This window comes from Streptomyces sp. NPDC091377, from assembly GCF_044757045.1.
Taxonomy (GTDB): Bacteria; Actinomycetota; Actinomycetes; order Streptomycetales; family Streptomycetaceae; genus Streptomyces.
Map to the genome: position 1 here is coordinate 1 of NZ_JBIVUE010000015.1, position 14275 is coordinate 14275.

Here is a 14275-nt window from a genome sequence, read left to right on the forward strand (position 1 = left end):
CCCCCAGGTCATCCGTTCGACAGGGGGCAAAAGTCATGCCGGGCCCGGAGGCCAGCGGTCCTATTGCAGGACCGCGGAAACCATAACGGGGCGGGGGTCGGGGGGTCGGGGGGCGCGGGGGCGCGGGGTCCGGGGTCGCGGGTCCGGCGTCGCGGGGTCCGGCGTCTCGGCGGCCCGGGGTCGCGGCCCGGGGTCGCGGAGTCACGGCGGCCCGGCGTCGCGGGGTCGCGGGGTCGCGAGGTCGCGAGGTCGCGGCGTCGCGGGGGTCCCGGGGTCGCGAGGTCGCGGCGGCCCGGCGTCGCGGGGTCGCGGGGGCGCGGGGGTCCGGCGTCGCGGGGGTCCCTGGGTCGCGGGGTCCGGCGTCGCGGGGTCCGGCCGAGCAGCACCGTTTCTCATGGCTGGGCCGATCCGGACGACAGGCCCTAGGGTCGGCGGCATGCCGGAGTTCGCACACGACTTCCCGTTCGACCCGACGTACGGCCTGACCCGCGACGCGCTGCTCGCGGTACCGGCGCCGCCCGTGCCGGAGGGCTTCGACGCGTTCTGGCGGGCCCGGTTCGAGGCGGCGGCCCGGGTGGCGCCGGAGCCCCGGCTCGGGGCGCTGGTCGCGGAGCGGGCAGGAGTGCGGGTCCACGAGGTGTCGTACGGCTCGGTCGCGGGCCGGTGCGGTGGCTGGCTGGTGCTGCCGGAGGCGGGGCGGCCGGTGCGGCACGGTTTCGTGATCGGGCACGGCTACGGCGGACGGGACGACGTCGCCGACGCGCTGCCGCTGCCCCTGCCGGACGCGGCGGCGCTGCTGCCGTGCGTGACCGGGATGCCGGGGCGGAGCCGGCGCGCGGACGTGCCGGAGTGGTCGGAGGAGCATGTGCTGCACGGCATCGGGAGCCGTGAGACCTACGTCATCGGCGACTGCGTGGCCGACCTGTGGTGCGCGGCGACGGCCCTGACGGAACTGGTCCCGGAGCTGGTGGGGCGGGGCCTCGGCTATCTCGGCGAGAGTCTCGGCGGCGGCCTGGGGGCGCTGGCCCTGCCCTGGGACGACCGCTTCAGGGCGGCGCGGCTGACGGTCCCGACCTTCGGCAACCACCCTCTGCGCCTGACCCTCCCCTGCGCGGGCAGCGGCGAGGCGGTACGACGCCTGCACCGCACCCGCCCCGAGATCGTGGAGGTGCTGGCCCTCCACGACGCCGCGACGGCGGCGACCCGGGTACGGATCCCGGTCCTGACGGCTCCGGCCCTGTTCGACCCCGTGGTCCCGCCACCGGGCCAGTTCGCGGTGCACAACGCCCTCGCGGGCCCGCGCGACCTGTACGTCCTGACGGCCGGGCACTTCCCCCATGCCGGGGAGGCGACGGAGCGACGGGGCCTGGAGCAGGCGACGACGGGGTTCTTCGGGCGGTGGCTGGGGTGAGGGGTGGGGGCGGGGCCTTCACGTCGGACCGGGGCCGCCGCGGCACCACCGGAGTACGGGGGCTACCCCGGGCGTCCGAGGTGAGGGCACGGCCCAGGGGCAGGCCCTTCGCGTCGGACCGGGATCACCCCCGGCACCACCCAGGCCGCCCGCCGCGGCTACCCCGGGCATCTGGCGTCAGGAACTGACCGGAGGCGAACCCTCCGCACCCCCGACCAGGGGCACCCCGGCGGCCACCGCGGCCCTCCGACGTGAGGAGACGGACCGGAGGCGAACCTTCCGCCCCCGACCCGGGATCCCCCGGCACCACCCGGGCCGCCGGGGCCACCACGGGCGTCTGGGGTCAGAAACGGACCGGAGGCAGGCCCCCCGCCCCCGACCAGGGCCACACCGACGGCCACCCAAGCTGCGGCGGCCACCGCAGCCCTCTGACGTGAAGAGACGGACCAGAGGTGAATCCTCCGCCCCCGACCCGGGATCACCCCCGGCACCACCCAGGCCGCCCGCCGGGGCTACCCCGGGCATCTGAGGTCAGGAACGGACCAGAGGCACGCACCCGCCCCCGACCAAGGCCACCCCGGCGGCCACCCAGCCCACGGCGGCCACCGCCAGCGTCCGAGGTGAGGAGACGGGCCAGGGACAGGCCCTTCGCGTCGGACCGGGGCCACCCCGGCACCACCCGGAGTGCGGGGGTCACCGCGGGTGTCTGAGGTGGAGGGGCGGGCCAGAGGCAGGCCCTCCAGCCCGCGACCGGAGTCATCACCGGAGTCACCCAGGTCGCGGAGGTTACCGGAGGTGCAGGCCGCGGCGGACGTGGCTGATCACGTTCTGCGCGTCCGCGCCATGCACCGCCGACGCGCGCAGCGTCTCCCACACACGCCGGTACGAGCCCACGGTCTCGTCGTCATCGAGCCACAGCTCGGCGTGCCAGTCCTCCGTGATGACGAGACGGCCGTCGAGGATCCAGAAGCCGTTCGCGGCGGGGATCTTCAGGGGCGCACCGAGGGGTATGACCCCGAGGTCGACGGTGTCCATCCCGACGTGTCCCATCAGCCGGTCCAACTGTGCGGCGAGCACAGAGGGCGGGCAGACGCGTGCGTGGAGCGCGGCCTCCCACACCAGCGCGTGAAAGCGCCGGCCGCCCTGGTACAGCCAGTTCTGCCGCTCCATCCTGGAGCGGACGGCCGCCTCGGTGTCGCGCTTGGTGCCCTGGAGGTCGGCGTACCGCAGAAAGATGTGCCGGGCGTAGTCGGCGGTCTGGAGCATGCCCGGGACGACGGACTCCTCCCAGGCGTGGATCACCCGGGCCCGGTCGACGGCGGCATTCCAGGTGTCCTGCACCGGGCGGTGCCCCTCCCGGAGCTGACGGCGCCATGACCGGATGTGGGACTCGAACCCCTTGAGCCGCGCCTCCAGTTCGCCGAAGACCTCGGGTCGGCCGACGGCTTCCGCCCATGCCCGGAGATCCTCCGGCACTGCGGTCTGCCGACCACCCTCCAGCTTGTACACCTTGGAGTGCGGCCAGCCGAGCCGCTGTGCGAGCAGCGTTCCGGTGAGCCGGCCCCCGGACGCCGAGAGGCGCAGCTCCTTGAGTCGGCGCCCGAGGGCCTCGCGTGCCTGCTGCCAGTCCGTACTCACCGGTGTGGTTCTACTCCTTCGCGCACCAGTCGCTGTCCAGGTCGCACGGCACGCCGCCGGTGGTGAGGAACTCCGCGAAGCCGGGATCCTCACGGTCCGAGGCGTAGCCGCGGCGGGTCTCCAGGTGCCACGCCGCATGCTCGAAGGTCTCGAAGAGACGGCCGAACTCCTCCAGGGAGATCAGCTCGGGCACGCGCTCCGACTGCTTCGGACCGTGGTTGACGAGCAGTGCGCGCGGCACGGCCACCACGGCATCGCCAGGGCCCAGGTGCTGAAGCTGCGCCATGTCCTCGGGGTCGGTGACCGGCCGCCCCTGCACGAGGATCTCACCGCTGTCGAGGTCCTCGTGCACCGCCGGGCAACCGCCGTTCTTGCTGTCGGTGCCGTTGAACCGGATCCGCCGCACGGTCGTTCTCCCTCACTGCCGGGTCGCGTTCCCTCCAGCATCACCAGGCCCGACATCCCGCACACCCTTCCCCGGCCCCTTCGGGAGACCACCGAGGAACATCCGGTCGGCTCTCCGGAACATTCGAGAACACCGCATCGCGGGCGTCGACGCCCCGTTCGTACGGTCCTCCGCATGACGACCGCATCCGAAGCTCCCCACGTGGACCCTCTCCCCGCCGCACAGGCACCCCGAACGGTGCTCGACCACATCGGCGTGCCCCCGCTCGACGCGTTGACCGCCGACCAGGCGCGGGGTGCCGTCTGTGTGTGGGACGCCGGTGAGGAGCCGCTCACGGCGGAGAGTGCTGTCGATCTCGGTGAGCGCGTCACCGGGGTGCACTGGTTCCCCCGGGCGTGCCGCGCGCACGCCGGGCGGCGGGCGTACCAGGCGTTGCTCGATCACGCCCCGCGCTGCGAGCAGTGCGTGGACGACGCCGGGAGCTGTGGGACGGGGCTCGCCCTCTACCGGCTCATCCGGGAAGGCGTACGCCCGTGACGACCCGGAAGGGACAGGAACCGCCCGTCGCCCATGGCCCGGCCCGCCCGGTCAGTCGTGGCAGCCGCAGCTTCCCCTTCGCACGAGGGTGACCGGGAGGACCAGGGATTCGGGGTCGCCGGTGTTGGTGCCGTTGAGCCGGCTGACGAGGAGGTCGGCGGCGGCCTCGCCCATCCGCAGCATGGGCTGGTGGACGGTGGTCAGGGCCGGGCGGACCAGCCGGCTGAGGGGAATGCCGTCGAAGCCGGTGACGACGATGTCCTCCGGCACCTCAAGGCCCCGCCGCTCCAGGGCGTGCAGGGCGCCGACGGCCATCTGGTCGTTCGCGAAGACGAGGGCCTCCGGCAGCGGCCCGCCCCGTTCGCACAGCGCGTCCGCCGCCCGCGCACCCTCGGCCTGGGTCATCATCGCGACCCGCAGGTCCGGCTCGTCCCGTACCGGTACGCCCGCGTCACGGCACGCGTCCTGGAAGCCCCGGAAGCGGGCCTCGACGTCCGGGGAGTCCTCGGCGAAGCCGACGTAGGCGAGACGGCGCAGTCCGTGGTCGGCGAGGAGGTGCCGGGTCAGTTCGCGCTGACCGGCGTGGTTGGCGACCTCGATGTGGTCCAGGTGGTCGAGGCGTTCCCCGCCCTCGCGGGGGCCGGCGAGCATCACGACCGGCTGCCGCCGCGAGATGACCTCCAGCTCGGCCAGCGGCACGGTACGGGCCAGCACGGCGAAGCCGTCCACCCGGCCCGCCACCTTGGTCGCCAGGCTCTCCGGGCCGTCCTTGAGGGAGGCCGCGATGAGCAGGGCGTAGCCGTGGCGGCGGGCGGCGCGTTCCATGCCCCGGATGATCTGGTCGAAGTAGATCATGGCCGCGTCGTCGTCCTCGGCGTCGGCGGCCTCCGTGTCCGGGTCGGAGTAGTCCGGGAAGCAGAGCCCAAGGACGCCGGTGGAGCGGCTGGCGAGCCCCTGGGCGTTGCCGCTGGGCACGTAGCCCAGTTCCCGGGCGGCGGCGAGCACCCGCTCACGGGTCCCCGCGCGCACGCTGTCGGGGCTGCGGTAGACGCGGGAGACGGTGGCGATGGAGACACCGGCCCGCCCCGCCACGTCATAGACCGTCGGAGCGGTACTCATCGGGCCATACCCCCGTGTGCTCAGTGCGGCGCGCGCTCGATGGGAGGCGCGTATCGAAGCGAAGTGTGGATGGGACGGTGAAATGAAAGCGCATTCACCCTAGGTCTTGACCAGCTCAACGGGCAAGCAGCGCTTTTCGGCCGAGGACGGGGCGAGGTGATCGGAGGGGTGCATCGGAGGGGTGCATCGGAGGGGTGCATCGGAGGGGTGCATCGGAGGCGTGATCGGAAAGGGGGCGGGCCGGAGGGGGCCGGTCACTCCTCCTCGACCATCCACCGCCCCGAGTCCACCGGCACCCCGTGGTAGGTCTCCAGCATCCGGGTGAGGAGCCTCGTGAGGACCCGTCGCTCGTCCTCGCGCGCGGGGCCCGTGTCGACGCCCCAGTCGATCGTCGCGTAGCGGCCGGGTTCCCAACTGTCGACGCTCCACGTCACCGTGCCGAAGAGGTCCATGGGAGGCAGGGTCTCCTGCGGGGGGTCGCCGTACGGGTACGGGATGTTGATCGAACCGGCCCGCAGTTGCACCCACCGGTCCGGATCCTCGCCGTCGGTCAGTGTGATCGTGAAGTCGAAGTTCTCGGCGGCCAGTTCCTCGAAGAGCCGTCCGACGACCAGGGTGGGGTCGAGTGCCATGGTGTTCCTTCCTCTGCGCGGGCGGTCGGAGGATGAGGCGGGGGGTGCTCGGGCCGCGCGGTGGTGATCTTAGGCAGGCCCACGGACAGCCGACGCCTCGCCGGCCGGTTCCGTGGCGTAGCGGCGCATGATCCGGAGGGCCGCCTCCGTTGCCGGTGGGCCGCCTTCCGCCATCAGGTCGCGCAGGTCGCGGAAGTACTGCACATACAGGTCCGGCGTGAAGAGGCTCAGCATGACGGCCGGTCGGTCGGTCACATTGGCGAAGGTGTGCGGGGCGCCCGGCGGAACCATCACCAGCGTGCCCGCCGCCGCGTCGTACGTCCGGTCCCCGACCGTGAAGCGCACCGAACCGGAGAGGACGTAGAAGCCCTCGTCGTGCCGGGCGTGCCGGTGCTGCGCGGGTCCGGGGGTGTGGGGGGCGAGGACGGACTCGGCGACGCCGAGGCGGTGGCCGGTGGTGCCGCCGTCCTCCAGGACGCGCATCCGCGTGGTGCCCAGGACGATCGTCTCCCCCTCGCCGGGGCCCACCACCGAGACGGCGGGGACGGGAACGGGGACGGGGACTGGGGCGGGGGCAGGAACTGGGGCGGGGGCGGGGGCGTTTCGGTCGGCAGGGTGGGGGGTGTCGGGGCCGCCGAGGCCGTCCGGCACGCCGGCCCTCGCCGGTGAGTGCGTCCCGTCGGCGGTCCGTTCGCGGGGGTTCGGTTCTTCGGTCATGTCCCGATCCCACCGCCGACGGCCCACGGCTGTCCAAGACCTGTTCCGGCGCCCCGATACCGTACGGGTATCGTCCCGGCGTGGAACTACGCACGCTGCGCTACTTCGTCGCGGTCGCCGAGGAACTGCACTTCGGGCGGGCCGCCGCCCGGCTCCACATGAGCCAGCCGCCCCTGAGCCGGGCGATCAGGCGGCTGGAGGCCGACCTCGGGGCCACGCTGCTCCACCGGTCCCCGGCCGGGGTCACGCTCACCCCCGTCGGCGCGGTGCTCCTCGGTGAGGCCCGCGCGCTGCTCGACCGGGCCGCTCGGACCCGGGTGCGGGTCGCCGAGGCGGCCGGTACCGCGACCCTCACCGTCGGTCTGCTGGGTGACGGCACCGATCCGCGTGCGGTGGCGCTGGCTCACGCCTACCGGCGGCGGCACCCGCGGGTCGAGGTGGTGATCCGGGACGCCGAACTGACCGATCCCACCTGCGGACTGGCCGCCGGGGCGGTCGATGTCGCCCTGACCCGGGGGCCGTTCGACGAGACGGGGCTGACGGTTCGGGAGGTGGGGGCCGACCCGGTCGGGGCGCTGCTGCGGGCCGACGATCTCCTCGCCGACCGTGCGAGTCTGCGGCTGGCCGAACTGGCGGACCGCCGCTGGTTCAGGTTCCCGCAGGACACGGACCGGCTCTGGCAGTCGTACTGGCACGGCGGGACGCACCGGGAGGGGCCGGTGGTCCGCGCGGTCGAGGAGTGCAGACAGGCCGTCCTGTGGAACGGCACGGTCGGGATGACCCCGCTCGGCCACGAGCCGCCGGAGGGGCTCGCCGTCGTCCCGCTGGCCGACATGGCGCCGAGCCGTGTGGTCGTCGCCTGGAACACGGGCGCCGCGAACCCGCTCGTCGCCTCCTTCGCCGCCCTGGCGGCCACCGCGTATCGCGCGGGCGGGCACCTCACGTCACCGGCCGCGGGCGGTCCGCTCACGTCACCGGCCGCGGGCGCTTCACCCCGCCCCACGAGAGCCGCGCCCCGTCGCTGAGCGCCTGCTCGCGTGCCGCCGGGCCGATCCTCAGGGTGGAGGTCCCGGCGCTGGCGCCGTCCGCGCGCTCGACACGCGCCGGGCGGGTGGCCGCGCGCAGGGCCCGTCGGACGAGCCCCGCCAGACGAGACCCCGCCAGACGAGACCCCGCCGGACGAGACCCGCTGGTCCAGGAGCAGCCGGTGCAGGTCGGGGCCGGACCTCCGACTCGAACCGGCGCACGGCGAGCCGCCCGACCGCCCGACCGCCCGGCCGCCAGAACCTCTCCGGAAGCGTCCTGGAGGCGCCGGGTGCGCAGCAACTGCACCAGCGCCGCCCCCTCCCCGCGTTCACCCGCCCACGGCACCTGCGGCACCGGCACCGGCAGCACCGGAAACACCGGGAACACCGGGAACACCGCGTACACCCCTCACACCGGCATGCCGGCGGCCAGTGGCATTCGGCCCCGCCTACTTCCCGGGGCCCGCCTCCGCCAGCACCGGCTTCTTCTCGGACAGGTCCGTCAGCGCCGTCACCGTCCGGGCCCGCGGCCCCTGGAAGACGTAGGTCAGGGCGAAGCCGCCGAGGACGACGAGCGCGCCGCCGACCGCGTCGAGGACCCAGTGATTGCCGGTGGCGACGATCGCGGCGACCGTGAAGAGGGGGTGCAGCAGGCCGAGGGCCTTCATCCACAGCTTGGGGGCGACGATCGCGATGGCGAGACCGCACCACAGGGACCAGCCGAAGTGGAGCGAGGGCATCGCGGCGTACTGGTTGGTGAGGGACGTCAGCGTGCCGTAGTCCGGCTGGGAGAAGTCCTGGACGCCGTGGACGGTGTCGATGATGCCGAACTCCGGCATCAGGCGCGGGGGCGCCAGCGGATAGGCCCAGAAGCCGATCAGGGCGAGCAGGGTGGTGATGCCCAGGGAGGTGCGGGCCCAGCGGTAGTCGACCGGGCGGCGCCAGTACAGGACGGCGAGCACGGTCAGCGGGACCGCGAAGTGGAAGGACGTGTAGTAGAAGTCGAAGAAGCCCCGCAGCCAGTCGATCTTCACCACGGCGTGGTTGACGGCGTACTCGATGTCGATGCGCAGGACACGTTCGATGTCGAGGATCTGCTGTCCGTGCGCCTCCGCCCGCTCCCGGCCGCCGGAGATCGTGCCGCCGGTCGCCGCCAGCCGCACCTGCTGGTAGGCGGCGTAGGTGACCCGGATCAGCAGCAGTTCCAGCAGCAGGTTCGGCCGGGTGAGGACCCGGCGCAGGAACGGCAGGAGCGGGATCCACGGGAAGCGGCCCGGGACCGGTTCGGCGTACTGGGTGGGGATCGGCGTCCGGTAGTGCGGCGACGTACGGGACAGGAACGGTACGAACGTCGCCGCGGCCAGCGCGGCCAGGAGGACGACGTTGTCGCGCAGCGGGTACAGCGCCTCGATGTCCGGCAGCATCATCTTCGTCGGCAGCGTCATCACCAGGACGACCGCGACCGGCCACACATAGCGGTCGGAGGCCCGTTTGCCGACCCGGCCGACCACCGCGAGCAGCACCCACAGCAGTTGGTGCTGCCAGGTCGTCGGGGACACGGCGATCGCGGCACAGCCGGTGATCGCCACGGCCAGCAGCAACTGCCCGTCCCGCGCGTACCGCACCGCCCGCCGCACCCCGAGGAACGCGACGGCCGCGCCCAGCACCAGGAAGAGGGCGATCTCCAGCGGACCGTTCAGCCCGAGCCGCAGCAGCGCGCCGTGCAGCGACTGGTTGGCGAGGTCGTCGGCCGCGCCGCCCAGCCCGGTGCCCGCCATGTGGTGCACCCAGTAGGTGTACGAGTCCTGCGGCATCGCCGCCCACGCCAGCGCGGTCGTCGCGGCGAAGGTGACCCCGGTCGTCGCGGCGGCCTGCTTGCGGCCGGTGAACCAGAGCAGCGGGGCGAACAGCAGGACCGTGGGCTGGAGCGCCGCCGCCAGACCGATGAGCACCCCGCTGGCGCGCTGGCCCCGTACGGCGAAACAGCCGAGCAGCACCAGCAGGACCGGGATGATGCTGGTCTGGCCGAGCCAGAGGGTGTTGCGCACCGGCAGCGAGACCATCAGCAGGACGATCGCGACGGGCGCCGCGACCAGCGACGTACGGCGGCTGACGGGCTGCGGCAGGGCGCGGGCGGCGACCAGGCCGAGCGCGGCGACCAGCAGCAGGGTGCCGAAGGTCCAGCCCCAGCCGAGCGCCTGCTCGGCGGCGCGCGTCAGCGGTTTGAGGACCAGCCCGCTGAACGGGGTGCCGGTGAAGCGGGTGGTGTCGTACAGCGAGCCCTCGACGTGCAGGACGCCGTTGGTCCCCACCCAGGTCTCCAGGTCGGTCAGCCGCTCGCCGCGCGGGGTGCTGAGGACGACGGCCATCTCGCGTACGGCGAGGACCGCGGCCACCAGCCACAGGCCGAGCCGCGCGTACCGCAGCCGCGCGCCGGCCGTTCCGCAGGCTGTCGGCGCGAACGCCTCCGCCGGTCGCCCGCTGTGTTCCGCATTCGCCACGCCTCGTCGGCCTCCCGCCCCGTCCGTCCCCACGCGTCAGGTGCGTGGGGTCATTCCCTGTGAGGCTCACACCGCCCCCGGGAGAGACGCAGGCTACCCCTGATTCACCTGACGTCCGCTCCTCTTTTGTCCGGATGACGATACTGGCGCCGGGTTCCCCCGCCGCCACGGGGAGGGGCCTGACTCACACCTGATCCACACCGGGGCGGAATCCACCCCGGCGGACCATGGGCGGCGGACAATCCAAGGACGACGCCGGCCGGAACCACGAAAGGCACCTCGCATGAGCGAATCGCAGACCTGGGACGCCGTGGACGCCTACTTCACCGCCCGTCTCTCCCCCGACGACGACCCCCTGCGCGCGGCCGTGCGCGACAGCGACGCCTCCGGTCTCCCGGCGATCGCGGTCTCCGCCCCGCAGGGCAAGCTGCTCCAGTTGCTCGCCGAGATCCAGGGCGCCCGCGCGATCCTGGAGATCGGCACCCTCGGCGGCTACAGCACCATCTGGCTGGCCCGCGCGCTCCCGTCCGACGGGCGGCTGGTCACCCTGGAGTACAGCCCGCGGCACGCCGAGGTCGCCGAGCGCAACATCGCCCGCGCGGGTCTCGACGCGCTCGTGGACGTACGGGTCGGGCCCGCGCTGGAGTCGCTGCCCCGGCTCGCCGACGAGAACCCGCCCCCCTTCGACCTGGTCTTCATCGACGCGGACAAGGCGAACAACCCGCACTACGTGGAGTGGGCCCTGAAGCTCACCCGCGCGGGCAGTCTGATCGTCCTCGACAACGTCGTCCGCGGCGGCCGGGTCGTGGACGCGGACAGCACCGCCGAGGACGTACGGGGCACCCGCGCCGCCCTCGATCTGATCGCCGGGCATCCGAGGCTGACGGGCACGGCGATCCAGACGGTCGGGGTGAAGGGGTACGACGGGTTCGCGCTGGCGCGGGTCCTGGCGTGAGGAACCCGCCGGTCAGACCTCGTGGTAGAAGCCCACGTTGACGCTGCGCGGGGCGGTGCGGTCCCGGATGGTCAACTCGCCGTTGCCGCCCCTGGGCAGCGCCACGGAGCCGCCGTAGACGAGGGGCTGCGCGTACTCCCCGACGATCAGCCGTACCTCCGAGGACGGCTCGGCCTGGGAGCCGCGCAGCCAGGTCACCTGCCAGCCGCGCTCGGGGCCGCACCGGAACTCCAGATGCACCCGGGAGACGAACAGCCAGTCCTGCGGTGACACCAGCCGGCACACGGCGGCATCGCGCCCCACGCGCAGCACGGCGCCCGGCTCGCTCGGCGCGTCGGCCATCTGCATCCCGGCCGTGGCCCCCGCGTCGGCCCCGGACACGGTGGCCATGGTGAGTTCGAGCACGTACGCCCCCTGTGAACATCGGCTCGCGTGCCGTCCGCCGAGACCTGCCCGCCGTCCGGAACGCACTCGCCGCCCGATCCGTCCTCGCCGTGCGAAACGGCTGTGCGCGGTGGTCCGTTGACCGCCGCCGCCGCATGATAAATCGCCCGGCCGGGTGGTGTCCGGCACAATGGGTTCATGACCGAGCGAAAGCCACCGGGAGTCAGCTTCGAGTCCTGGATCGATCACCAGATCCGCGAGGCGGAGGAGCGGGGCGAGTTCTCCGGGCTGGCCGGCGCGGGCAAGCCGCTGCCGAGCGAGGTCGAGCAGCCGTACGACGAACTGTGGTGGATCAAGCGGAAGATGGCACGGGAGGGCTTCTCGGTGCTGCCCCCGGCGCTCGCCCTGCGCAAGGAGGCGGAGGACGCCCTGGAGGCGGCCCTGGACTGCCCCTCGGAGTACCGGGCCCGGCGGATCATCGAGAAGGTCAACGCGAAGATCGGCGACATGCTGCTCCGCCCGCCCCCGGGCCCACCCCTCGGGAAGAAGCCGTACGACGTGGAGGACGTTCTGCGTCAGCGGCGGGAGCGGCTTGAGCGGCGGGAGCGCGGCGAAGGGGTCGGGGGCGCCTAGATCGGTGGGGTCGCCTTGGCCGGTGGGGTCGCCTTGGCCGGTGGGGTCGCCTAGATCGGTGGGGTAGGTCGGTGGGGTGGGGGGTGCGGGTGCGATTCGGTCACCCGGGCCGGCCCGGGCGGTCCGTGGTCCCGTCCGGCTCGCCCGGCTGTTCGCTGCGGGATCCGCACAGCTCGTCGTTCAGCTCCTTCACCAGGCGGACCAGGTCCCTCGGGCGGTCGGGGCCCCACCAGTCGCCCAGGAGCCGGGACAGCGAGTCCTCGCGGGCACCGGCGAGGCGTTCGGCGACCTGGACGCCCTCCCCGGTCAGGATCAGGTCGAGTCCCTCGCGCCGGGCCAGGCGCCGGGTCTCGATCTGCCGGGCCGCCTCCAGGACGACGGTCAGCGGCACCGGGCCGTGCTCGGCCAGCCGGCCCGGCTCGACGGCGCCGTACCGTTTCATCCGCAGCAGCATCCAGCTCGCGGCGGGCTGGAGGTCGTAGCCGGCCCGCGCGGTGATGTCGCGGTAGACCTCGCGGCGGCCCTCGCGGGTGCCGAGGACCGACAGGGCGCGGCAGACCTCGTCGTACGACGACCGCTCCACCGGGTTGCTGGCCAGGGTCTGGGTCGCGTCCGGTGCCGTGACCGAGCCGCGCAGCCGGTCCTCCTTGAGGAACCAGGCCAGGGCGAACCCGAGCAGCGCGACCGGCGCCGCGTACAGGAAGACGTCGGTGATGGCGGAGGCGTACGCGTGCAGCGCGGGCTGCCGCATGGCGGGCGGGAGCAGGGCCAGGACGTGCGGGTCGGCCTTGAGCGCGTCGACCGAGGCCCCGGCGGGGAGCGGGACGCCCCGGAAGGCGTCGGCGAGACGGTCACCGAGCCGTCCGGCGAAGATCGAGCCGAAGACGGCCACGCCGAAGGAGGCGCCGATGGAGCGGAAGAAGGTCGCGCCGGAGGTGGCGACGCCGAGATCCTCGTAGGCCACCGCGTTCTGCACGATCAGCACCAGGACCTGCATGACCAGGCCGAGGCCGAGGCCGAAGACGAAGAAGTAGACACTCATCAGGGCGGTCGAGCTGTTCTCGTCGAGCTGGTGCAGGAGCAGCAGGCCCAGCGCGGTGATACCGGTGCCCGCGATGGGGAAGACCTTCCAGCGGCCGGTGCGGCTGACGATCTGCCCGGAGGCGGTGGAGGCGAGCAGCAGGCCCACCACCATCGGCAGCATGTGGACGCCGGACATGGTCGGAGTGATGCCCTGGACCACCTGGAGGAAGGTCGGCAGATAGGTCATCGCGCCGAACATGGCGAAGCCGACGATGAAGCTGATGACCGCGGCGAGGGTGAAGGTACGGATCCGGAACAGCTTCGGCGGCAGTACGGGTTCGGCGGCCCGGCGCTCGACCCCGACGAACACCACCGCGAGGACCACGCCCGCCACCGCGAGCCCGACGATCTGCGGTGAGCCCCACGCCCAGGTGGTGCCGCCGAGCGAGGCGACCAGCACCAGGCACACGGCGACGGTCGCGATGAGGACCGTACCGAGGTAGTCGATGACATGCCGCTGCGAGCGGCGTGGCAGATGCAGCACGGTGGCGATCACGATCAGCGCGACGATCCCGATCGGCAGATTGATGTAGAAGACCCAGCGCCAGCTCAGATGCTCGGTGAACAGCCCGCCGAGCAGGGGCCCGAGCACACTGGACGCGCCGAACACGGCACCGAACAGCCCTTGGTAGCGCCCGCGTTCCCGGGGGGAGACCAGGTCGCCGACGATCGCCATGGACAGCACCATGAGCCCGCCGCCGCCGAGGCCCTGGAGAGCGCGGAAGGCGATGAGCTGGAACATGTCCTGGGCCATCCCGCACAGCGCCGAGCCGACCAGGAAGATCACGATCGCGATCTGGAAGAGCCGTTTGCGGCCGTACTGGTCACCGAGCTTGCCCCAGAGCGGGGTGGCGGCGGTGGAGGCCAGCAGATAGGCGGTGACGACCCAGGACAGGTGCTCCAGGCCGCCGAGGTCGCTGACGATGGTCGGCAGCGCGGTGGAGACGATGGTCTGGTCGAGGGCGGCGAGCAGCATGCCGAGGAGCAGGGCGCCGATGGAGACCAGCACATTGGGCGCGACATGCCCGTCGCCGGCGGGCGGCGGCGTCGGCAGGTCCCGCGCGCTGCCGGTCACCCCGTACGCGTCCTCCGCCATCCGACCTCCCGCCGCTCACCTCCCTCCATCGTGAGCGGTGTGACCGGTTATGGCCTGTCGAGTCCCTTTGGAATGTGATGTTCCGCCGTGAATCCGGGGGCTCACCGGAAACGGCCTCCACGAGATCTGCATAATTTC

The 14275-nt window shown here is 73.1% G+C and carries 12 protein-coding genes and 1 pseudogene; 5 read left to right on the plus strand and 8 right to left on the minus strand.

The window, feature by feature from the left end; all coding sequences use genetic code 11:
- Positions 1-436: 436 nt before the first annotated feature.
- The gene (locus ACIQNG_RS28030) at positions 437-1411 is read left to right on the plus strand and encodes an acetylxylan esterase (protein WP_401488825.1); all 975 of its coding nucleotides are present in this window, start codon (positions 437-439) and stop codon (positions 1409-1411) included.
- A gap of 786 nt (positions 1412-2197) precedes the next feature.
- Here ACIQNG_RS28030 and ACIQNG_RS28035 read toward each other — a convergent pair.
- Positions 2198-3049: a helix-turn-helix domain-containing protein gene (locus ACIQNG_RS28035; RefSeq protein ID WP_401488828.1), complete on the minus strand. Its 852-nt coding sequence runs from the start codon at positions 3047-3049 to the stop codon at positions 2198-2200.
- Between the two features lie 25 nt (positions 3050-3074).
- Positions 3075-3455, minus strand: a pseudogene (locus ACIQNG_RS28040) (DUF6879 family protein); the annotation flags it as partial.
- 174 nt (positions 3456-3629) lie between these two features.
- Between ACIQNG_RS28040 and ACIQNG_RS28045 the strand changes: the two are divergent.
- A complete protein-coding gene (locus ACIQNG_RS28045; protein ID WP_401488830.1) occupies positions 3630-3992 on the plus strand; it encodes a hypothetical protein in 363 nt (120 codons plus the stop codon).
- Positions 3993-4043: 51 nt separating this feature from the next.
- Here the strand turns inward: ACIQNG_RS28045 and ACIQNG_RS28050 are convergent, their stop codons facing one another.
- The 3 genes from ACIQNG_RS28050 to ACIQNG_RS28060 form a co-directional block, all read right to left on the minus strand.
- Positions 4044-5111, minus strand: a complete 1068-nt coding sequence (locus ACIQNG_RS28050) for a LacI family DNA-binding transcriptional regulator (protein WP_401488832.1) — start codon at positions 5109-5111, stop codon at positions 4044-4046.
- Between the two features lie 254 nt (positions 5112-5365).
- Positions 5366-5743 (minus strand): hypothetical protein, encoded by a 378-nt coding sequence (locus ACIQNG_RS28055; RefSeq protein WP_401488834.1) that lies wholly within the window; start codon positions 5741-5743, stop codon positions 5366-5368.
- 69 nt (positions 5744-5812) lie between these two features.
- Positions 5813-6274, minus strand: coding sequence for a cupin domain-containing protein (locus tag ACIQNG_RS28060; RefSeq protein ID WP_401489088.1), 462 nt, complete (start codon positions 6272-6274; stop codon positions 5813-5815).
- A 266-nt stretch (positions 6275-6540) separates the two neighbouring features.
- Here ACIQNG_RS28060 and ACIQNG_RS28065 point away from each other — a divergent pair, with 266 nt between their 5' ends.
- Positions 6541-7485, plus strand: a complete 945-nt coding sequence (locus ACIQNG_RS28065; protein WP_401488837.1) for a LysR family transcriptional regulator — start codon at positions 6541-6543, stop codon at positions 7483-7485.
- 449 nt (positions 7486-7934) lie between these two features.
- Here ACIQNG_RS28065 and ACIQNG_RS28070 read toward each other — a convergent pair whose 3' ends face one another.
- A complete protein-coding gene (locus ACIQNG_RS28070) occupies positions 7935-9986 on the minus strand; it encodes a bifunctional glycosyltransferase 87/phosphatase PAP2 family protein (RefSeq protein WP_401488839.1) in 2052 nt (683 codons plus the stop codon).
- Between the two features lie 283 nt (positions 9987-10269).
- Between ACIQNG_RS28070 and ACIQNG_RS28075 the strand changes: the two genes are divergently transcribed.
- Complete coding sequence (locus ACIQNG_RS28075; RefSeq protein WP_401426475.1) at positions 10270-10941, plus strand: O-methyltransferase; 672 nt, start codon at positions 10270-10272, stop codon at positions 10939-10941.
- 12 nt (positions 10942-10953) lie between these two features.
- On the opposite strand, the gene ACIQNG_RS28080 is transcribed toward ACIQNG_RS28075, so the two are convergent.
- Positions 10954-11346, minus strand: coding sequence for a hypothetical protein (locus ACIQNG_RS28080; RefSeq protein WP_401488841.1), 393 nt, complete (start codon positions 11344-11346; stop codon positions 10954-10956).
- 177 nt (positions 11347-11523) lie between these two features.
- Between ACIQNG_RS28080 and ACIQNG_RS28085 the strand changes: the two genes are divergently transcribed.
- The gene (locus ACIQNG_RS28085; RefSeq protein WP_401488843.1) at positions 11524-11958 is read left to right on the plus strand and encodes a DUF1992 domain-containing protein; all 435 of its coding nucleotides are present in this window, start codon (positions 11524-11526) and stop codon (positions 11956-11958) included.
- A 100-nt stretch (positions 11959-12058) separates the two neighbouring features.
- Here the strand turns inward: ACIQNG_RS28085 and ACIQNG_RS28090 are convergent, their stop codons facing one another.
- A complete protein-coding gene (locus ACIQNG_RS28090) occupies positions 12059-14137 on the minus strand; it encodes an MDR family MFS transporter (protein ID WP_401488845.1) in 2079 nt (692 codons plus the stop codon).
- Positions 14138-14275: the final 138 nt, after the last annotated feature.

Excerpts from the sequence above, each read along its gene's own strand:
- ACIQNG_RS28050 (WP_401488832.1), bottom strand. The coding sequence starts at position 5,111 with ATGAGTACCGCTCCGACGGTCTATGACGTGGCGGGGCGGGCCGGTGTC.
- ACIQNG_RS28090 (WP_401488845.1), bottom strand. The coding sequence starts at position 14,137 with ATGGCGGAGGACGCGTACGGGGTGACCGGCAGCGCGCGGGACCTGCCG.
- ACIQNG_RS28030 (WP_401488825.1), top strand. The coding sequence starts at position 437 with ATGCCGGAGTTCGCACACGACTTCCCGTTCGACCCGACGTACGGCCTG.
- ACIQNG_RS28045 (WP_401488830.1), top strand. The coding sequence starts at position 3,630 with ATGACGACCGCATCCGAAGCTCCCCACGTGGACCCTCTCCCCGCCGCA.
- ACIQNG_RS28055 (WP_401488834.1), bottom strand. The coding sequence starts at position 5,743 with ATGGCACTCGACCCCACCCTGGTCGTCGGACGGCTCTTCGAGGAACTG.
- ACIQNG_RS28075 (WP_401426475.1), top strand. The coding sequence starts at position 10,270 with ATGAGCGAATCGCAGACCTGGGACGCCGTGGACGCCTACTTCACCGCC.
- ACIQNG_RS28085 (WP_401488843.1), top strand. The coding sequence starts at position 11,524 with ATGACCGAGCGAAAGCCACCGGGAGTCAGCTTCGAGTCCTGGATCGAT.